Raw genomic sequence first — 19,478 nt, 5'->3', positions numbered from 1 at the left:
AGGGCAGGTTAAAGCAAAAAATTCCCCACATCTGTGAAGGTTATTCAGAAAAGCGCGTCCAATCGGAGCAATGGGATGAATTCGGCGTCCATTCTGCCTTGGCGGCTATTGAGATAGGCTGGAAGGAAGCTGCATTTATCCCGATTTCTAGCATGGGCAAAAAATGTCCATGCGCATATGATATGGGGTGCATTGGTTAATTCAGCTGAGGGATGGTCCCGGTCTGTCATATGGATGCATGCAAAGGGCGAATCACGGCAAACAGAACCTCTCCGCTGGCTTATAGGTTCGCGGATTGAAAAAGCTGATCGTAAATCAGAAAGGAGCGCACCAAACCATGCAATATCTGTCCGGATATCTTGATGAAGCCGCCCAGCAGGCCCTTGTTGCAGAAATTCGGGCTCTCGTGGCCAAAGCACCTCTTTTCACACCCACCATGCCGCGCTGGGGGCGTCCCTTTTCCGTTCGCATGAGCAATTGCGGCCCGCTGGGCTGGGTGTCGGACAAATCCGGCTATCGCTATCAAGCCACCCATCCGGTCACCGCAGAGCCATGGCCGCCCATCCCGCAGAGTCTGTTGGATTTGTGGGATGTGACCACTGGCTACCCATTGCCGCCGGAAGCCTGTCTCATCAACTATTACCATCCCGATGCCAAGATGGGCCTTCATGTCGATAATGATGAAGAGGATTTCGATGCACCCATTCTGTCGGTCTCGCTGGGCGATGATGCGCGTTTTCGTCTCGGTGGCAGGGAACGAAAAGACCCAACAGAGAGTTATATCCTCAGGTCAGGAGATATTTTCATTCTCGATGAGGAGGATCGGCTTGCCTATCATGGCATCGATCGGATTTATCCGGGCACTTCGATGCTTCTCAAGGAAGCCGGAAGGATCAACCTGACCATGCGACGGGTGACGCGCGACTGCGCTAAGGGGCGCTGACGTCACACCCGCGTTGTATGACCTGTCTACCTTATGTGGCTGGTTTGGCTTCAGAAATGATGCTATCTGTTAGGGAATGTTTTTTTGCGCGCCTTATAAGGCCAACAGTCAGGCAGGTTATGTCCTTCGTTATTTTTACTGATCTCGATGGAACCTTGCTGGATCATGCCAGCTATTCTTACGCTCCGGCCAAACCGGCGCTGGCGCTGCTGCATAAGCATGATATTCCGCTCATTCTGGCCTCAAGCAAAACCGCCTTTGAAATCGCCCCCCTGCGTGATGAGTTAGGCTTTGCCCATTGTCCGGCAATTGTCGAGAATGGGGCTGGCCTGTTGCCTGCGCACGCTGATCCGGAAAGCCTTGCCGAGGCGCAAAGTGACTATCAGCACATCCGCACGATACTGGACGCGATGCCAGCCGATTTGCGGGCTCTTTTTACCGGCTTTGGGGATTGGAGCGTCGAGGAAATCGCACAGAATACCGGTCTGCCAAAAGACAATGCGGCCCTAGCGGCCCGTCGGCTTTTCTCCGAGCCGGGTCTTTTTTCAGGCAACGCGCACCAGAAGCAACGCTTTGAAAGCTATATTGAAGAAAGAGGCCTTAAGGCACGACAGGGCGGGCGCTATTACACCCTCTCTTTTGGCGCCACCAAGGCCGACCAGATGCGGGGCATCTTGAAGCAGCAATCCTTGGCCGCACCACCGGTCAAATCGATTGCGCTGGGCGATGCCGCAAATGATATTGAAATGCTGGAAACAGCCGATTTCGGCGTCATCATAAGCAATCCCGCAGGCAAGCCTTTACCGCCGCTCTCGGGAGAAGATGAAGGCCGAATCATGCGTGCTGACAATCCCGGCCCAACCGGCTGGAACGAGGCAATATTGAATCATATTGGCGGACCGGCGACGGCCTGACAAAGAAAAATAGAAACGGAGTGTCATATGGGCGATTTTCATCAGAATGGCAAAGTAGCGACCCTGCACCATTTTCCAACAGCATCGGCGGAAAATATGGAGCGGATTCTGGAGACCTACGCCCAGAACAGGAAAATCACCCTGATCCTGCCTTCTCTCTTTTCAGAACTGGAACAGCCCGCCCTCTCCAACATCCTTGATGAACTGAGCAAGGCCAAATTCATCAATCAGATCGTGATCGGGCTGGATCGCGCCAATGAAGAGCAATATCGCCACGCCAAGCAATATTTTGCACGCCTGCCGCAAGATCATGTCGTGTTGTGGAATGATGGGCCGCGGCTGAAGGCCATTGATGAGCGTTTGCAGACCCTTGGTCTTTCCCCTTCCGAACCGGGCAAGGGGCGCAATGTCTGGTATTGCATGGGCTATGTGCTTTCGGCAAAGAATAGCGATGTGGTGGCTCTGCATGATTGCGATATCGTGACCTACAACAAGGAGATGCTGGCGCGTCTGGTCTATCCGGTGGCCAACCCCAATTTCTCCTATCAATTCTGCAAGGGCTTCTATCCGCGCATCGCGGACGGCAAGCTCAACGGCCGCGTTACCCGCCTTTTCATCACGCCGCTGCTGCTTGCCCTGCGTAAATTGATCGGCAACAACGAATATCTGGAATATCTGCAGGCTTTCCGTTATCCGCTGGCGGGCGAATTCGCCATGCGCACCTATATGCTGCCGGATATGCGCATCCCTTCGGACTGGGGGCTGGAAATCGGCGTTCTGTCAGAGGTACACCGGAATTTCTCCTCCAAGGCGGTCTGTCAGGTGGAGATCGCCGATATCTATGACCATAAGCATCAGCCGCTTTCGGAAGAAGATGCCACCACGGGCCTGTCGCGCATGTCAACCGACATCGCCAAGGCTCTCTATCGCAAGCTGGCCATTGATGGCATTATTTTCTCAAGCGAATTCTTCCGCACCCTCAAGGCGACCTATCTGCGCCTGTCGCTGGACATGGTCGAGACCTATTACAATGATGCCATGATGAATGGGCTTCATACGGACAGGCATATGGAAGAGCGTAGCTGCGAGCTGTTTGCTGCCAATATCGTTGAAGCGGGGTCTGCCTATATGGACAACCCCATGGAAGTGCCCTTCATTCCCAACTGGAGCCGCGTCAGCGCCGCAGATTATGATCTGCTGCTCGATTTCTACAATGCGGTGAAGCAGGATAATGAAGAATATGGTGTTGTCTGATGCAATCGCGCGATCATGAAGAAGGCTCTCCCATGCAGAGTGATAAACAATCGGGCCATATCGCCGCTTTTCTGAATACCGGAAGTGGCACCTTCCAGATGCTGGAAATAGGCCATGTACGCGGCATGCTTGAAAGGGCGTTCGGTGACGCAGGCTATGAACTGACCATCTATACAGGTGGCGGAGCCGACCTGATAAGCCAGATGAAAGAGCATAGCCAGTCGGACGATTTTGATATCCTGTTGGCTGGTGGAGGCGATGGCACGGTGTCCGCTGCGGCAGAAACTGCTTGGCGCAACAACAAGACTCTTGCAGTGCTACCTGGCGGCACGATGAATCTTTATGCCCGCGCGCTCAGCATCCCTCTGGATGTGGAGCTCGCAATTGATGCGCTTTCAAGCGGCAAAAAGAAAGACGCCGATATTGCAACAGCCAACGGTGACCCCTTTGTGCATCAGTTTTCGGTGGGCCTGCATCCAAGAATGATCCGGAAGAGAAACAATCTTGATTATCAGTCGCGCATTACCAAGATGCTGGCCAGCACACGTGCCTTTTGGGAAACAATTTCCCATATGCCGACCTGCGGCGTGACCATTGATCTGGATGGCAAAAGCGAAGAACGCCAGCTCAGCGCCCTTTCGGTGTCGAACAACATGTTCGGCTCGACTGCCCCGCCCTATGCGGAAAGGCTGGATGGTGGAGAGCTGGGTGTCTATATGGCAGGCCAACTCACATGGCAGAAAGCATTGATACTGGGGACGGATCTTCTGATCGGGCAGACGCCGAACAATCCTGATCTGGAAATTCACTCGGCCAAATGCGTCAAACTGACCGTGCATGAAAAGCCTGAAGGCTCACAATGTGTGCGTGATGGCGAGCTTTACGATCTGCCTGACGAAATCACCATCGAGCTGCACGCCAAGGAGCTGTCGGTTCTGGTGCCTTGAAAATTTGGTACCTCAGAAGACATCTCTTGTGATGAGAAAGGGCTTTTGATGCAGTGGATTTGCCTCTATCCCCTATCCTTCACGCTTTCCATCACCACGAAGGTGGAGGTGTGTGAGACATAGGGAAGAGCCGAGATCTTCTCGCCCAGCACCTTGCGGTAGTTGCTCATATCGCGGGTGCGGATCTTCAAAAGATAATCGAAATTCGATGCAATCATATGGCATTGCTCGATTTCTCGGATATGGCGTGTGGCTTCGTTGAAGGCATTCAGAGCCTCCGAACGGGTGTCGCTTAGGGACACCTGCACAAAGGCGATATGACCCTCGCCGAGCTTCTCCGGGTCAAGGATGGCGCCATAGCCACGGATGAAGCCGCCCTCCTCCAGACGACGCATGCGAATCTGGCAGGGCGTCTTGGATAATCCGACCTTTTTTGCAAGCTCGGTGATGGTGATGCGCCCATTCTCTGCGAGTATGGTCAGGATGTTTCGGTCGAACCTATCCAATTTGTCCATATATTGTCTCTTTCATAGTGAAAGCGGAAAATATGTCGAAAAATTTCGGTCATATATCCTAAATGTACCTGAATATTGGTCACTCTGACTAGAGCTTTTTCGCTATCCTTGTAGACATAATAAACGACAATCACACATCCCTTCGGTTTTTAAGATCTCAAACAAAACTGCATCAAAAGCAGGATGGATCGCTATGCCAAAACCGGAGCCCTACTTCCAGGAGTGCCCAATGGATCAACAGTCTTTCGACACGCATCGCGATCTGGACGCCCGCCTCTCAGAGCTGCGTCAGGTCATTCGCGAACATTATCTGGCAGACGAAGCAAGCAACGTTCGTCGCCTGATCGAAGAAGCTCATATGGATGAACGCATGAGCCTGCGCATTTCCCAGCGCGCGGCCGATCTCATCCGCACCATCCGTACCACCACCAAGCCATCCATGATGGAAAATTTCCTTGCGGAATATGGCCTGTCCACCCGCGAAGGTGTGGCGCTGATGTGCCTGTCCGAAGCGCTGCTGCGCGTGCCGGATGCTGAAACCATCGATGCCTTGATCTCCGACAAGATCACCCCGAGTGAATGGGGCCAGCATCTGGGCAAGTCCACCTCTTCTCTGATCAATACGTCCACCTGGGGGCTGATGCTGACCGGCAACATCCTCAAGGAGAAAGATGAAGAAGGTCTCGCCGCTTCCATGCGCTCCATGGTCAAGCGCCTCGGCGAACCGGTGATCCGTACCGCCGTTGGTCAGGCCATGAAGGAGCTGGGCCGTCAGTTCGTGCTGGGTACCACAATCGAGAAAGCCATTCAGCGCGGCAAGCATTACGAAACCAAGGGCTTCACTTATTCCTACGACATGCTGGGCGAAGCGGCTCGCACCGAAGCAGACGGCATCAAATATCATCTGGCTTATTCCAAGGCGATCGCCACGCTGGCTCCTTACTGCAAGTCAAAATCGGTTCATAAGAATCCGGGCCTGTCTGTGAAGCTTTCTGCGCTGCATCCGCGCTATGAAGAAGGCAAGAAAGAGCGCGTCATGTCCGAGCTGGTCTCGCGCACCTTCGGTCTTGCCCTTCTGGCACGATCAGCCAACATGAACTTCACCATTGATGCCGAGGAAATGGATCGTCTTGATATTTCCCTCGATGTGATCGAAGCTGTGCTTTCCAATCCGGCCCTTGAAGGCTGGGATGGCTTTGGCGTGGTCGTGCAGGCCTTTGGTCACCGTGCAAGCTTCGTCATCGACTGGCTCTACATGCTTTCCAAGAAGCTGGATCGCAAGATCACCGTGCGTCTGGTGAAGGGCGCTTATTGGGATAGCGAAATCAAGCGGGCGCAGGTCATGGGACTGGAAGGCTTTCCGGTCTTCACCCGCAAGGCCAACTCCGATGTCTCCTACCTGTCCAATGCCCGTCGCCTGCTGGATATGACCGATCATATCTATCCGCAGTTTGCCTCTCATAACGCCCACACCGCAACAGCCGTCATGGAAATGGCCATTTCAGCTCGTGTGGGCAAAGGCTCCTATGAGCTTCAACGCCTGCATGGCATGGGCGATGCGCTGCATGACACGCTGGTCAAACAGGAAAAAGTCGCCTGCCGCATCTATGCGCCGGTGGGGGCTCACTCTGACTTGCTGGCCTATCTGGTCCGTCGCTTGTTGGAAAATGGGTCCAACTCTTCCTTCGTCAACCAGATTGTCGATACCCATATCAGACCGGAGGAAATTGCGGGTGACCCCTTTGCCAAGGTGCGTGAGCTGGGCGATGCTATCGAAAACCCGTTCCTCACCAAGCCTAAGGATATTTTCAAAGGCGTGCGTCGCAATTCCAAAGGCTGGGACCACACTGATCCGCTTTCCATTGAGGCGATTGACGAGAAACGTGGCAAGTTCAAATCCCATCTGTGGGAGGCAACGCCGCTGATCGCCGGGCACAAATCCAAGGAAGACCCCTCCCCGGTCTACAATCCGGCTGATCGTAGCGAACAGATCGGCACAGTGGTCAAGGCTTCCGAGGCAGATGTTGAAAAGGCTCTGGCAGCCAGCGAGAAAGGCTTTGAGGTCTGGTCAGCCAAACCGGTGGCCGAACGCTCTGCCATTCTGACCAAGGTTGCTGAGCTTTATGAAGCCAGCGCAGAGGAATTGTTTGCCATTGCCTCCCGCGAGGCCGGCAAGGTGATGACCGATGCCATTGGCGAAGTCAGAGAAGCGGTTGACTTTGCGCATTATTATGCCGCTGAAGCCGAAAGGCTCGAAAAGGAAGCCAAGGACGGACGCTCCGCGCGTGGCACAATCGCCTGTATTTCGCCATGGAACTTCCCGCTGGCCATCTTCACCGGCCAGATTCTCGCCGCCCTTGCTGCTGGTAATGCCGTAATCGCCAAACCGGCAGGTCCGACCGGCATTATGGCCTTCCGTGCGGTTCAGCTGATGCATGAAGCCGGTGTGCCCAAGGGTGCCATACAATTGCTGCCCGGCAGCGGCTCGGTGGTTGGCACGCCCATCACCTCTGATCCGCGTATTGCTGGCGTCTGCTTTACCGGTTCCACCGGAACAGCGCAGACCATCAACCGTGCGATGGCGGCAAGCCTTGACCCGAGCGCTCCGTTGATTGCGGAAACAGGCGGCCTCAACGCCATGATCGTTGACTCCACCGCCCTGCCCGAGCAGGCGGTGAAAGACATCGTTTCGTCTTCGTTCCAATCTGCAGGTCAGCGCTGTTCTGCTCTGCGCATGCTGTATGTGCAGGAAGATATCTATGATCATCTGATGGAAATGCTCAAGGGGGCCACTGATGAGCTTTCCCTTGGCAATCCGTGGGACTGGTCAACTGATGTTGGTCCGGTCATTGATGAAGCCGCAAAAGCGGGCATCGATAACCATTGCGACAAGATGCGCGCCAAGGGCCGCTTGATCAAGCAGCTCTCCACCCCGAAAGACGGTGTTTTCTGCGCGCCGACCATCATCGAACTGAACGGCATTGAAGAGCTGGAAGAAGAAATCTTCGGTCCGGTTCTGCATGTGGCCAAATTCAAGGCGGGCAAACTGAACGACGTGATTGCGGCTATCAACGCCAAAGGCTTCGGCCTCACCTTCGGTCTGCATACCCGCATGGATAATCGGGTGCAGGAAGTGATTGATCAGATCAAGGTCGGCAACGCTTATGTCAACCGCAATCAGATCGGCGCCGTTGTGGCCTCGCAGCCCTTCGGTGGCGAAGGCTTGTCCGGCACTGGACCGAAAGCCGGTGGACCAAACTATGTGGAACGTTTCTACATGCCCTTCAAGCATGAGGAGCCAGCCGCACCGGAAGGGGATTCTGCTCCGGTCACGGAAATCCAGTATGCCATCCATGAGCTGCGCGCCGACAAGGCCAAACGCAGTAAATGGGCCGAGAAGGACTATCGCTTCGCGGCGCTGAAGAGTGCTTACAATCTGCCGGTTTCGTTCGATGTCTTCCTGCAGCGCGACATGAGCCCGCGGGACATGTCCGGGCCAACCGGTGAATCCAACCGCCTCACCTTCGCACCGCGTGGTGTTGTGATGGTGGTCGGGGCAACCGAGCGGATGACTCTGTTGCAAGCTGTGGCAGCTCTGGTTGCTGGCAACAGTGTTGTTCTTGTTGGCAAGGGTGCAAAAGCCATGGCCACCAAGCTCGCCGAGAGTGGAGCACCAATTATCGGCTTCGACGGCGTGCTCGCAGCCGATGCGATTGCCAAATTCGAAGGCATCGATGCCATTGCCTATATGGCTGACAATGAAACTCTGCGCACTGTCCGTGTGGCAATAGCCAAAAGAGATGGCGCTTTGACTCCTCTGATCACGGAAGCCAACCCCTTCCGCTTTGCTCTGGAGCGTCATGTCTGCGTGGACACCACGGCAGCTGGCGGCAACGCAACCTTGCTGGCAGCCGCCGAAGGAGAGGCCAACTAATCAAAATATTAGGAAAGCCTTACAGTCCTGGAAGCCCCGGAAGCGCTTTGCTTTCGGGGTTCTTTTTTGCTTTCTGGCGTTGAGTGATGGCACTTGTGCCCTGAAAACTGCGGTAGCCGTGAGTCGGAAAAAACCGGTTTCGTCTTAGGGCGGACCATTCCCCGCTTGAGAAATCTGCCATGTCCTGTAAAACAGGAAGCAGACAAGTTCTCAACACAAGCGCTGCAGTGCGAGGCCTATCGTGCAAAGAAAACTCCCTCCTTTCAGTGCCCTCAAGGCGTTTGAAGCGGCCGCAAGAAACGGGTCTTTTGCACGCGCTGCAGCAGAGCTGAATGTCACCGCCACCGCTGTGAGCCAACATGTCAAAGGTCTTGAAAACTGGCTCGGGGAAGCCCTTTTTGTTCGTCATGCCAATGGCGTTGAGTTGAGCGACAGGGCCAAAGCGCTTGTGCCCGAGGCGTCTCGCCTGCTCGATGAAATCGCCACGCTCTTGCCTCCGGCGCAGGAAGAAAATAATTCCGTATCCGTAACGATATCGGCTCCCAGAGCCTTTGCGGACGGATGGCTCGGGCCGCGTTTGGCAGATTTTCAGAATGAGAATCCCGGCATTACCGTATTTGTGGATGCGGAAGACAAGCAAAGTCATCCTGAGCGCAATGTCACAGCCGATTTGATGATCTCGCGAATGCCCGCAACAGATGACGGCCTCTTGTCCGAATTGTTGTTTAAAGACCGCATCATGCCAGTCTGTACCGAGCAATATCGCGACCTGATGGGGCTGGATCATGCAGAGGGCTGGAAGTCCGTCACTCTTTTGCACGATGCGCATTGGGAAAAGGATTGGCCCTTCTGGGGTACGCAGCAGCCTGATGTCAAACTGGATTGGCTTGCGGGTCCTCGCTATCCCAATCATTGGCTGCTTCTGGAGGCGGCAAGGCAAGGGCGCGGGGTCGCCATGGCCCATATGGACTTGGCCGCAGACTCCCTAATGGAGCAATCGCTTGTATCGCTGGCGCCTCAATCCGTCGCAACAGGGGACAGCTATTTCCTCACGAGACGACGGGGCCATCGCTCACCGGCGGCCATTCAGTTGCGCGCCTGGCTTCTGGGCTGCATGCGTTAAGGCCCAAGCACAAGTTCCCGATGAGCTCACACGAGGTCAAAGTGATCCTTCAAGTAGGGCGCTGGAATCAGCACGCATCAAAGCGCGCGTTATATTGGCTCCTGCTGTAGCCTTTAAATAATGGATTTGAAAAAGAAAAGGAGACTCACGGCGGAGCCTCCTTGAGAATGTGATCCATGGACGTAGCACCAGCAGAGGAACGTCGAGGGGAGGAGAGAGACGCACTGGCAAGCCCGAACCACAAGGTTATAATAAGTCTAGACGGCCCGCTTTGGACCAACTTTGATCAATGTCATATTTGACGAGCAAAGGGCTTTGGGCATATGCGACGAAACAGCGCACCTGGGTAATTTTGCAAAGACTTTGGTCTTAAAGATCTGACGCTTACGTTAGGGTAATGAGACTTTCGGCGTATGAGGATCAAGCAAGAGGGCACATTGCTGATCTTAAAAGGCCGGACAATTCAAAATGATAAAGCACGCTGTGGTTCTTTATAGGACAAATGAAAACACCCGGAGGGTGTCCGGGTGTTTTGAAATTTCGAATTCATATCTTCCACTTACGTTAAGGGAAGGTGACGTAGCAGCGCCGCGTTAGACGCTCTTGTCGACGCCGTCTGCATCATCGGCAGGCTGTGCGGGGAACTTCGGTCCACCCTTGGCAACACCAACCATCGCAGGGCGCAGAACGCGGGTTCCGATAACGTAACCGGACTGCACGACCTGAATAACCGAATTGTTCGGAACATCCGGGTTGGGTACTTCAAACATGGCCTGATGATAATTCGGGTCGAATTTCTCCCCTTCCGGGTTCAGCTTCTTGACGCCGTGCTTTTCCAGGGTCTTGAGCATTTCCCGTTCGGTCATCTCGGTGCCTTCCAGCAGAGCTTTCAAAGCGCCATCAGCGTTGGCCCGTTCTTCTTCGGGAATGGCTTCCAGACCACGACGCAGATTGTCAGCCACCGCCAGCATGTCACGTGCAAAGCTGGTAACGGAAAACTGCTTGGCATCGCGGATTTCCTTTTCGGTCCGGCGACGCAGATTTTCCATTTCCGCCACAGTGCGCAGCAGCTGGTCTTTCATCTCGGAAGCTTCTTTTTCCATCTCCTGAATGCGCAGCTCGGCAGCTTCCAGGGGATTGAGATAAGTCTCCTCTTGGGAAACCTCTTCAGCCGGAGCCTCGGCAAGCGGGTCTACGACAGCTTCAGGATTACGGGTTTCGTCAGACATCTACTAGCCTCTATTTTGATTGCGTGCCCAAAATGGCAGGCAGCGTGCATCCACTGCCCGGGCATGAGTTTGAACCGGATATCGAGCTTTCTGATCAAAAAATCAAGAGCTCAGGGCCAAAGAGTTGAATAAAGCGGCCCAATTGTTCAGATTGTGGAACCAATCAGTCGCTTTCAAATCGTCTTTTCGGATCTGTCAGCATGCTGCTCAGCACCCGCGCGGTATAATCGACCATGGGCACGATGCGCGCATAATTGAGCCGGGTCGGGCCAATAACGCCCAGCACGCCGACGATCTTCTGGTTGCCGTCGCGGTAGGGAGATACAATGACCGATGAGCCCGAGAGCGAAAAGAGCTGGTTTTCCGAACCGATATAAATGCGAACCCCGTCGCCCTGTTCGGCCAGTTCCAGAAGCTGAACGAAATCCTTCTTGGATTCCAGATCGTCAAACAGATGACGGATGCGTTCAAGATCTTCCTGCGCTGTGACATTTTCCAAAAGGTTGGAGCGCCCGCGAATGATCAGGCTCTGTGGCTGGTCCTCGCTGGCTCCGGCCCATGTGGCGATCCCGGATTCCACCAGCTTTGCGGTGAGGTCATCCAATTCGGCCTGCAGCTCCACGTGATGGGCTTCAATTTCCTTTTGCGCTTCAGACAGGGTCTTGCCCCGAATATGGGCGTTGAGAAAGTTGCTCGCCTCTGTGAGCGCCGAGGCGGGCAAACCCTTGGGCAGGGTCATAAGGCGGTTTTCCACCTTGTCATCTTCATCCACGAGGACTACCAGCGCCTTGGTGGCTTCCAGCCGTACAAATTCAACATGCTTGAGGCGCTGATCCTGCTTGTTGGCCAGAACGAGCCCCGCGCCGGAAGATAGGCCGGACAGCATCTGGCTCGCCTGTGTCAACAGACTCTCGAAACCGGCATCAGGCTGATGGGAAGACGTCATCTGCCGTTTTATGGCGTTGCGCTCGTCGTTCGACAGGTCGCCAAATTCCATCATCGCATCAACGAAAAAGCGCAGGCCCATTTCTGTGGGCAAGCGGCCGGCACTGGTGTGGGGCGAATAGATCAGCCCCAATTGCTCCAGATCGGACATCACATTGCGCACCGATGCTGGCGACAGGGAAATGGGCAAGGCGCGGGAAATGTTGCGCGATCCCACAGGATCACCAGTCGAAAGATAGGATTCCACGATGGTGCGGAAAATATCCTTTACCCTGTCATCCATTCCAACCAATGGCGGTATCTGGTTCAGACGGTCTCGTTCAAACATTTCTATATCCGTGTTCAAGCAGCCCGGAAGCAGCCGGATTGACGATTGGCACCACAAAGCGGTTGGGCAACTGTTCCATTTATGCCCCAAAAGCAGGAAAAGCTGCAAGCGCCCCTTGTCACCTGCTGCTGACGCTTTAAGAAGCTTGAGGAAACGCCACAAGGGCGTTCGCACAAATTGGAACATGCATAGCATAACGATATATAGGTGCGAATATTCAAGGGAAAACTGTCTATGACAGCAAACAGCCCCGAGCGCCCACTATTTTAACATCACAAGAAAGCAAGGCAGGAGAGCATAATGCGCCCTTCCAAACGGAATCCCGACCAGAAACGCGTCGTCACCATGACACGCAACGTCTCCAAACACGCGGAGGGCTCTTGCCTGATCAAATGCGGCGATACCCATGTATTGTGCATCGCCAGCCTTGAAGAGCGCATTCCGCCCTGGCTGCGCGGACAGAATCGCGGTTGGGTCACCGCTGAATATGGCATGCTGCCGCGCGCCACTGGCGATCGCATGCGCCGCGAAGCACAGGCTGGCAAGCAGTCTGGCCGCACGCAGGAAATCCAGCGCCTGATTGGTCGTTCCCTGCGCGCCGTTGTCGATCTGGAAGCGCTCGGCGAGCGGCAGATCACCATCGACTGTGATGTGCTTCAGGCAGACGGCGGCACTCGCACCGCTTCTATCACCGGTGCATGGGTAGCGCTGAATGACTGCATCGAGTGGATGCGGGCCCGTGGCATGATCGCTGCTGACACAAAGATTCTCAAAGATCAGGTCGCCGCCATTTCCTGCGGTATCTATAACGGCACCCCAGTGCTCGATCTGGATTATCTGGAAGATTCCGATGCGGAAACAGATTCCAACTTTGTCATGACCGGCAAGGGCGGCATCGTGGAAATTCAGGGCACCGCCGAAGGAGAACCATTCTCCGAAGACGAATTCGCCCAGCTGATGGCGCTTGCCAAAAAGGGTATCGGCGAGCTGGTTACCCAGCAGCTTGAAGCCCAGCCTCAGGACTAGTCTCAGGAGTAAAGACCCATGGCAAATAGATTATCCGCTGACACCCCGCTTGTTGTGGCCAGCCATAACAAGGGCAAGATCCGCGAAATCAAGGATCTGCTTGGCCATTATGGCCTCAGCATCAAAACCGCGACCGAACTCGATCTGGAAGAGCCTGAAGAAACCGGCACGACCTTTGAAGCCAATGCGGAACTCAAGGCCATGGCTGCGGCCAAGGCAACCGGCCTGCCTGCGTTGGCCGATGATTCCGGCTTTGCGGTTGATGCGCTTGATGGTGATCCGGGAATCTATTCTGCCCGTTGGGCTGGCCCTGACAGGGATTTTGCTCAAGCCATGCGCAACGTGGAAGAAAAGCTGCAGGCGCTTGGCGCAACCACGCCGGAAAAACGCAGCTGTCGCTTTGTTGCGGTGCTTTGCCTTGCCTGGCCAGATGGGGAAACCCGTTTCTTCCGCGGCGAAGTGGAAGGACTGGCCGTTTGGCCGCCACGCGGTGAAAAGGGCTTTGGCTATGATCCGATGTTCCAGCCCGAGGGCTTTGATATCACCTTTGGCGAAATGGAACCGGACCAGAAACATGGCTGGAAGCCGGGGGAGGAGACTGCCTTGTCGCATCGCTCCCGCGCGTTCAAGCTTTTTGCCGATGCATGCCTTGAAGGGTAATTGCCCATGGTGACAGGTGAGCCTATGCGCCTTGACAATCAACAACTCTCAAAGCCGGGACCAGACAATCCCGGCTTTGGCATTTATTTGCACTGGCCTTTTTGCAAGGCCAAATGCCCCTATTGCGACTTCAATTCCCATGTGCGCCACCAGCCTGTGGATCAGCAGCGCTTTGCTTCTGCCATGATTGCCGAGCTTGGCCTTTATGCCAGTCGCATCAAGGGGGCAGGGCGGAGCGCGCCTGTTACCTCAATCTTTTTCGGTGGCGGCACACCTTCTCTGATGCAGCCCGCCATCGTTGGCCAACTGCTCGATGCTGTCGCTGATCTCTGGACCGTGGCGCCAGACGCCGAAATCACGCTGGAAGCCAACCCCACATCTGTGGAAGCGGAGCATTTCAGGGGCTACGCCAGCGCGGGGGTCAATCGCGTTTCCCTTGGGGTACAGTCGCTCTATGATGATCAGTTGCGTTTTCTGGGCCGGATGCACAGCGCCGATGAGGCGAAGGTCGCCATCGAGCTGGCACAAAAGCATTTTGACCGCATGTCGTTCGATCTCATCTATGCCCGCCCGCATCAAACGCCAAAAGCATGGGCCAGGGAGCTGGACGAGGCCATCGCATTGGCTGCCGATCATCTCTCGCTCTATCAGCTCACCATCGAGCAGGACACGCCCTTCTTCGCGCTGTATCGAAATGGCAAATTCGAGCTGCCCGATGAAGACACCTCGGTGGCGCTCTATGAAATGACCCACGAGCGGCTGGAAATGCATGGCATGCCTGCCTATGAAATTTCCAACCATGCCCGTCCGGGCTATGAATCCCGCCACAATCTGACCTATTGGCGCTATGGCGACTATGTCGGCGTTGGCGCCGGTGCCCATGGGCGGTTACAGCTGGCCAATGGCAGGCTCGCGACCAGCAATGAGCGCCACCCTGAAAGCTGGCTGAAGCGGGTCGAACAACAGGGTACGGGGGCGATCGAAGAGGAAATTCTGACCCTTGAAGAGCAAAGCGATGAATTTCTTATCATGGGCCTGCGTGTCAAGGAAGGCATAGACCTTGATCGCTATGAGAAACTGGCAGGCAGACAGCTTGATGCAGGGCGCATTGACGGTCTGGTCGGCGAGGGGCTGTTGGTGCGCGAGGGTAACCGCATCCACGCCACCCGCAAAGGCTTTCTTGTGCTCAACGCACTGGTCGCCGATTTGGCCAGTGAATAATCAAGAGCACCCCGCCTTTGGAAAGTGGCTATAAAAACAGGCCATAGAATGAGCGCAAAAAAAGGGAGCCATTTGGCTCCCTTTTTGAGTCTGTTTTGATCAATAGTGCGTGCCTAGTTTGGTAGGCCTGCCGCCGACATGGGGGCTTGATCAATAATTCTGGCGTTGCCATCGGAAATTTCCATGATCGCAAGGCTGCGCTGGGATGTGCCATCCGCGCGGAAGCGGAAGAAGCCATCACCAAAGCCGATGAAGCCATTGGGATCGGTCAGGGTCTGCGGCGAGAAGCGACGCTCCCCGGACTGGGCCACCAGAGCCGCAGCGAGAATAACGCTGTCATAAGCCAGCGAAGCAACGCGCGGTGGCTGTGAGCCGAACTGGGCTGCATAGCGATTGGCGAAGCTGTCAAACCCGATGGTGCGTCCATCAAGATTGCGCAAAACTTTTGGAGCGGCAGGATACCAGGCGCCCGACAACATGGGTTCACGCGCAATGGCCGGCTGATCCCACTGGCCGGAGCCAAGGAATGTAACGGATTTGTTGCGAACACCCTGTCCGGCGAGAAGCTGGGTCGCAGAAACGGCCGCAGCGCCTTCGGGAATGAAGATCGTATCGATCTGGTCCTTGACCTTGGCAATCTGCTCGGCGGCATTCTGCAGGCCGAACGGATCAGGCTTGTTGCCCGATTTATAGCTCTCGATGGTCATCACGCGCATGCCATGACGGGCTGCATTCTGACGCAAGGAAGCCTCTACGATATTTCCGTAAGGTGTCTGGGGGACCATGGCAGCGATGCTGCGTTTCCCCTGAGACGCCGCATAGGAAATGATGCGCTCGACGTCATTCTCTGGCGTGAAGTTGATGAGATAGACACCCTGCGCCGCAGCGCCGGTATCCGTTGTGAAGGCAATCATCGGAACGCCAGCCGGTTTTAGCACCATGCCAGCGCGTTTGACTGCATCAGAGCGAAGCGGGCCGATGACCAGCTGAGCGCCTTCGGCCAGTGCGCGGCTGGCCTGCTGGGAGGCACCACTTGTGCTCTGGCCAACATCTTTCACGATGACTTGCAAATCAGCGGAGCTGTAATCCTGCAGCGCCATGGCAGCCGCATTTCGGAGTGCCTGCCCGGTTTGCCCGAAGACCCCTTGCGCAGAAGAGGGCGTCAGCAACGCCACGCGCACAGAACCCGACCCGAGCACTTCGCCCGTGGGTTCGGCAATGGTCACTGGCTGGTTGGTCCCGGTTCCGAAGCCAGGCCCTGAGAGCGTCGTCGGATTACAGGCAGCGAGCAGGGAAGCAGCGCCGATCACGGCGCCGGAAACGGTGTGACGGATCAGCCTGTTCAGGAGCGGGCGAGCGTCAGGGGACGAGCGAAATAAACCTATCAATTTCTGGCCTCCAAATCAGACCACATGTCCGTATTGATTTGCATCGTTTGAATGGTGGAGCTGAATAGACCTATGGCAGCACATTAGAAGGAGCCCGTAAAGAGCTATCTATGCACGAATGCATCCCTCAAATCATCCCAACAACGCAGCGTGTTTGATTCCTTGATTTGTCAGAATTATGGTTTGATAACAAGCGCCTTGGGGAACGCACAGAGAAAAGTGTGATATTTCAACAAAACTGTGGCCTATTTGTCGCGAATCACCCCGGCTATTCACACGACAGGCGCGCCGCGGTGTGGCATGATCAAATGCAGCAACAAAAGCTGTGAAACGCTGTGGCGGGGGTGAAAATGCACCTCAAAGAGCGAAATGAAAGCGCAAGAGATGACCGAAATAGACGAAACAGCCCATGCAGATGAACCTGATGGAGCATCGCTTTGCGCTCATGAAGACGGGGATGAAGCCACCGATGGCCATGCCCGCAGGGATTATATTCTGCTTGGCTCCAAGCAACGGGCCCCTAGTCTTGCCTCAGCGCTCTACATCGTAGCGACCCCGATTGGCAATCTGAAAGATATGACGGTGCGCGCGCTGGAGGTTCTGGCCGGTTGCGACATCATCGCCTGTGAAGACACCCGCGTATCGCGCAAGCTGCTGACCCACTATGGCATTCACACGCGCCTCATTACCTATCATGAGCATAATGCCGACAAGCAGCGCCCCTATTTGCTCAATGCCCTTGACGAGGGAAAGGCCGTGGCGCTGATTTCAGATGCTGGCACGCCGCTGCTTTCAGACCCGGGATACAAGCTCGTTGCCGATATGCTGGAAGCGGATCATGCTGTTGTGCCCATTCCCGGCGCGTCGGCTATGCTTTCCGCGTTGGTTGCAAGCGGTTTGCCCACTGATCAGATCCACTTCGCCGGTTTCCTGCCCCAGAAGGCGGGCGCCAGAAACCGCAAGCTGGCAGACCTCAAGGATATCCCCGGTACGCTGGTCTTTTATGAAAGTCCGCGCCGCCTCGGGGCTGTTCTGCCAGCCATGGCCGAGCATCTGGGCGCAGGGCGCGAAGTTGTCATCGCGCGCGAGCTCACCAAGAAATTTGAGGATTTCCATCGCGGCGCGCTTGGGGAACTGGCTGAGCATTACGCCAATGTTGATGCTCCCAAGGGGGAAGCAGTGGTTCTGCTTGGCCCGGCAGAGGAAGAAGCTCCTGATGAAAATGATATCGATGCAATGATCATCAGGGGCCTTGAAGAGGGCCAACATATCAAGGCGCTGTCTGGCGAGATTGCCCAGAAGGTCGGGGCCAAGAAGAATGATATCTACAAGCGCGCACTGGGCTTGAAAGATGCTTTGGGCAATGGTGGAGACAAGGCATAGACCGATGGCAAGTTTGCAGCCTTCCAAACCCGCTTTGAGGCCCAAAAGAAAAGCCAGCAAGACCCGGCACCGCAAGGAAAGCTATGAGCGGGGTGTGCGTGTCGAGCGCTGGGCAGGTTGGATCATGCGGGTGAAGGGCTTTGAGATCATCAAGCGGCGCTACAAGGCGCAAGGGGGAGAGATCGATCTCATTTGCCGGAAGGACGACCTCATCGTCTTCCTCGAGGTCAAATATCGAGACTGTCTTGATGATGCCCTTTATGCCATCACCCCGCGCAATCAGGGTCGGATTGTGGCTGCCGCCAGTCACTATATCGCAGAGGCCGAAGAGGAACCCGTCAGTAGTTACCGGTTTGACATCATGGCCTTTGCAAAGGGGGCGGGCCCTGCACCCCGCTGGACGCATCTGGAATCCGCATTCGAGGCCTTTTGAGAGACGTCGGATCATAGCCGACTATTCTGGATGGCGGCCCTGACAATCGGCACCTTGAAATATGCTTTCAAAGCGGACATATAGGAACTGACACTTTCTTCCGGACCAACGCTTCCGGACAATCCCGATATTCTCAAGCCGGAGCATCCGTCATGGCTCAGTCACGCACGCTTAAAGTCGCGTTTCAAATGGATCACATCAAGGGCATCAATATTGCAGGGGATTCCACCTTTGCCATGATGCTGGAAGCGCAAAAGCGCGGGCATGAAATTTTCCACTATACGGTCGATACAATGGCCATGGAAAATGGCGAGGTCTTTGCCTCGGTCGAGCCGGTTGAAGTGCGCGACGAAGCGGGCAGCCACTTCACTCTTGGAGATGCCGTGCGGACCAATCTGGCCGAGTTCGACGTCATTCACATGCGTCAGGATCCACCGTTTGATCTCAACTATATCTCCGCTACCCATATGCTGGAGCGCATTCACCCCAAGACGCTGGTGGTCAACGATCCGGCCAACGTGCGTAACGCGCCCGAGAAAATTTTCGTCACCCAGTTCCCAGACTTGATGCCGCCAACCATCATCACCCGTTCGGAAGATGAATTGCGTGCCTTTAAGGAAAAGCACGGCGACATCGTCATGAAGCCGCTTTATGGCCATGGCGGTGCGGCGGTTTTCCGGTTGAACAAGGAAGATCAGAATTTCGGCTCTCTGGTGGCGCTGTTCGGCGACATTTTCCGCGAGCCATGGGTTGCCCAGAAATTCCTGCCTGACGTGAAGGCTGGCGACAAGCGCATTCTGCTGGTCGATGGTGAGGCCGCTGGTGCGGTGAACCGGATTCCTGCCGATGATGATCTGCGTTCTAACATGGTGCGTGGCGGGGCTGCTGCCAAAACAGAGCTGACTGATCGCGAAAAGGAAATTTGCGAACGCATCGGGCCTGCGCTCAAGGAAATGGGCTTTATTCTGGTGGGGATTGATGTGATCGGTGGCTATCTCACCGAAATCAACGTGACGTCCCCGACGGGCATCCGCTCCATTCAGAAGCTTTCGGGCATTGACGTTGCGGCCATGGTCTGGGACGCAATCGAAGCCAAGCGCGCTTAAAAAGAAGGCTCCGGTTCAGGAGCCTTTTTGACAAAGCTTGACCAGTTGCAAGACATATGTGTATCTACGAAGCAAGAGACCTGAATGGACCGCATTTGTCTTGCGTCTGGTGTGACCTGCCAGCCGCTA

General features: G+C 55.2%; 16 protein-coding genes. 12 read left to right on the top strand and 4 right to left on the bottom strand.

Annotation, left to right across the window (positions count from 1 at the left end):
- Positions 1 to 337 precede the first annotated feature (337 nt).
- The 4 genes from ACKPCT_RS17700 (at position 338) to ACKPCT_RS17685 (ending at position 4,058) form a co-directional block, all read left to right on the top strand.
- A complete protein-coding gene (locus ACKPCT_RS17700) occupies positions 338 to 943 on the top strand; it encodes an alpha-ketoglutarate-dependent dioxygenase AlkB family protein (protein ID WP_319567540.1) in 606 nt (201 codons plus the stop codon).
- A 119-nt stretch (positions 944 to 1,062) separates the two neighbouring features.
- Positions 1,063 to 1,857 (top strand): HAD-IIB family hydrolase, encoded by a 795-nt coding sequence (locus ACKPCT_RS17695; RefSeq protein ID WP_319567539.1) that lies wholly within the window; start codon positions 1,063 to 1,065, stop codon positions 1,855 to 1,857.
- Positions 1,858 to 1,884: 27 nt separating this feature from the next.
- Positions 1,885 to 3,111, top strand: a complete 1,227-nt coding sequence (locus ACKPCT_RS17690) for a glycosyl transferase (protein ID WP_319567538.1) — start codon at positions 1,885 to 1,887, stop codon at positions 3,109 to 3,111.
- The gene (locus ACKPCT_RS17685; protein ID WP_319567537.1) at positions 3,111 to 4,058 is read left to right on the top strand and encodes a diacylglycerol/lipid kinase family protein; all 948 of its coding nucleotides are present in this window, start codon (positions 3,111 to 3,113) and stop codon (positions 4,056 to 4,058) included. Before ACKPCT_RS17690 ends, ACKPCT_RS17685 begins: the two co-directional genes overlap by 1 nt.
- Before the next feature lie 65 nt (positions 4,059 to 4,123).
- On the opposite strand, the gene ACKPCT_RS17680 is transcribed toward ACKPCT_RS17685, so the two are convergent.
- Positions 4,124 to 4,573 (bottom strand): winged helix-turn-helix transcriptional regulator, encoded by a 450-nt coding sequence (locus ACKPCT_RS17680; RefSeq protein WP_090072390.1) that lies wholly within the window; start codon positions 4,571 to 4,573, stop codon positions 4,124 to 4,126.
- 229 nt (positions 4,574 to 4,802) lie between these two features.
- Here ACKPCT_RS17680 and putA point away from each other — a divergent pair, with 229 nt between their 5' ends.
- Together putA and ACKPCT_RS17670 are read left to right on the top strand one after the other, a co-directional pair.
- Positions 4,803 to 8,507: a bifunctional proline dehydrogenase/L-glutamate gamma-semialdehyde dehydrogenase PutA gene (gene putA / locus ACKPCT_RS17675; protein ID WP_319567536.1), complete on the top strand. Its 3,705-nt coding sequence runs from the start codon at positions 4,803 to 4,805 to the stop codon at positions 8,505 to 8,507.
- Between the two features lie 241 nt (positions 8,508 to 8,748).
- Positions 8,749 to 9,630 carry a LysR substrate-binding domain-containing protein gene (locus tag ACKPCT_RS17670; protein WP_090072393.1) on the top strand — a complete coding sequence of 294 codons (882 nt, stop codon included), beginning with the start codon at positions 8,749 to 8,751 and terminating at the stop codon, positions 9,628 to 9,630.
- A gap of 593 nt (positions 9,631 to 10,223) precedes the next feature.
- Here the strand turns inward: ACKPCT_RS17670 and grpE are convergent.
- Both grpE and hrcA read right to left on the bottom strand, forming a co-directional pair.
- A complete protein-coding gene (gene grpE / locus ACKPCT_RS17665) occupies positions 10,224 to 10,859 on the bottom strand; it encodes a nucleotide exchange factor GrpE (protein WP_090072394.1) in 636 nt (211 codons plus the stop codon).
- 163 nt (positions 10,860 to 11,022) lie between these two features.
- Positions 11,023 to 12,132, bottom strand: coding sequence for a heat-inducible transcriptional repressor HrcA (gene hrcA / locus ACKPCT_RS17660; RefSeq protein WP_090072396.1), 1,110 nt, complete (start codon positions 12,130 to 12,132; stop codon positions 11,023 to 11,025).
- Positions 12,133 to 12,432: 300 nt separating this feature from the next.
- On the opposite strand from hrcA, the gene rph reads away from it, so the two are divergent.
- The 3 genes from rph to hemW are packed head-to-tail and all read left to right on the top strand — an operon-like array spanning position 12,433 to position 15,039.
- A complete protein-coding gene (gene rph, locus ACKPCT_RS17655) occupies positions 12,433 to 13,158 on the top strand; it encodes a ribonuclease PH (protein WP_319567535.1) in 726 nt (241 codons plus the stop codon).
- Between the two features lie 18 nt (positions 13,159 to 13,176).
- Positions 13,177 to 13,818, top strand: a complete 642-nt coding sequence (gene rdgB, locus ACKPCT_RS17650) for an RdgB/HAM1 family non-canonical purine NTP pyrophosphatase (protein WP_090072400.1) — start codon at positions 13,177 to 13,179, stop codon at positions 13,816 to 13,818.
- Positions 13,819 to 13,824: 6 nt separating this feature from the next.
- Positions 13,825 to 15,039: a radical SAM family heme chaperone HemW gene (gene hemW, locus ACKPCT_RS17645; RefSeq protein WP_407062717.1), complete on the top strand. Its 1,215-nt coding sequence runs from the start codon at positions 13,825 to 13,827 to the stop codon at positions 15,037 to 15,039.
- A gap of 113 nt (positions 15,040 to 15,152) precedes the next feature.
- On the opposite strand, the gene ACKPCT_RS17640 is transcribed toward hemW, so the two are convergent.
- The gene (locus ACKPCT_RS17640) at positions 15,153 to 16,427 is read right to left on the bottom strand and encodes a penicillin-binding protein activator (RefSeq protein WP_244544683.1); all 1,275 of its coding nucleotides are present in this window, start codon (positions 16,425 to 16,427) and stop codon (positions 15,153 to 15,155) included.
- A gap of 369 nt (positions 16,428 to 16,796) precedes the next feature.
- On the opposite strand from ACKPCT_RS17640, the gene rsmI reads away from it, so the two are divergent.
- The 3 genes from rsmI to gshB all read left to right on the top strand — a co-directional run bounded on the left by rsmI (position 16,797) and on the right by gshB (position 19,349).
- Entirely contained in the window at positions 16,797 to 17,810 is a 1,014-nt protein-coding gene (gene rsmI / locus ACKPCT_RS17635) for a 16S rRNA (cytidine(1402)-2'-O)-methyltransferase (protein WP_319567534.1), read from the top strand.
- Between the two features lie 4 nt (positions 17,811 to 17,814).
- Complete coding sequence (locus tag ACKPCT_RS17630) at positions 17,815 to 18,243, top strand: YraN family protein (protein WP_175528041.1); 429 nt, start codon at positions 17,815 to 17,817, stop codon at positions 18,241 to 18,243.
- A gap of 152 nt (positions 18,244 to 18,395) precedes the next feature.
- Positions 18,396 to 19,349 (top strand): glutathione synthase, encoded by a 954-nt coding sequence (gene gshB / locus ACKPCT_RS17625; protein ID WP_090072406.1) that lies wholly within the window; start codon positions 18,396 to 18,398, stop codon positions 19,347 to 19,349.
- The last annotated feature ends 129 nt before the right edge of the window (positions 19,350 to 19,478 follow it).

The sequence above is a fragment of the Cohaesibacter marisflavi genome (assembly GCF_963665895.2).
Taxonomy (GTDB): Bacteria; Pseudomonadota; Alphaproteobacteria; order Rhizobiales; family Cohaesibacteraceae; genus Cohaesibacter; species Cohaesibacter marisflavi.
This window is presented reverse-complemented; position numbering and strand designations above follow the sequence as displayed.

Bases quoted from the DNA above. Each gene is read 5' to 3' on its own strand.
- hemW (WP_407062717.1), top strand. From the start codon at position 13,825: ATGGTGACAGGTGAGCCTATGCGCCTTGACAATCAACAACTCTCAAAG.
- ACKPCT_RS17680 (WP_090072390.1), bottom strand. From the start codon at position 4,573: ATGGACAAATTGGATAGGTTCGACCGAAACATCCTGACCATACTCGCA.
- rph (WP_319567535.1), top strand. From the start codon at position 12,433: ATGCGCCCTTCCAAACGGAATCCCGACCAGAAACGCGTCGTCACCATG.
- ACKPCT_RS17630 (WP_175528041.1), top strand. From the start codon at position 17,815: ATGGCAAGTTTGCAGCCTTCCAAACCCGCTTTGAGGCCCAAAAGAAAA.
- ACKPCT_RS17690 (WP_319567538.1), top strand. From the start codon at position 1,885: ATGGGCGATTTTCATCAGAATGGCAAAGTAGCGACCCTGCACCATTTT.
- hrcA (WP_090072396.1), bottom strand. From the start codon at position 12,132: ATGTTTGAACGAGACCGTCTGAACCAGATACCGCCATTGGTTGGAATG.
- ACKPCT_RS17685 (WP_319567537.1), top strand. From the start codon at position 3,111: ATGCAATCGCGCGATCATGAAGAAGGCTCTCCCATGCAGAGTGATAAA.
- putA (WP_319567536.1), top strand. From the start codon at position 4,803: ATGGATCAACAGTCTTTCGACACGCATCGCGATCTGGACGCCCGCCTC.
- rsmI (WP_319567534.1), top strand. From the start codon at position 16,797: ATGAAAGCGCAAGAGATGACCGAAATAGACGAAACAGCCCATGCAGAT.
- grpE (WP_090072394.1), bottom strand. From the start codon at position 10,859: ATGTCTGACGAAACCCGTAATCCTGAAGCTGTCGTAGACCCGCTTGCC.
- ACKPCT_RS17695 (WP_319567539.1), top strand. From the start codon at position 1,063: ATGTCCTTCGTTATTTTTACTGATCTCGATGGAACCTTGCTGGATCAT.
- gshB (WP_090072406.1), top strand. From the start codon at position 18,396: ATGGCTCAGTCACGCACGCTTAAAGTCGCGTTTCAAATGGATCACATC.
- ACKPCT_RS17700 (WP_319567540.1), top strand. From the start codon at position 338: ATGCAATATCTGTCCGGATATCTTGATGAAGCCGCCCAGCAGGCCCTT.
- rdgB (WP_090072400.1), top strand. From the start codon at position 13,177: ATGGCAAATAGATTATCCGCTGACACCCCGCTTGTTGTGGCCAGCCAT.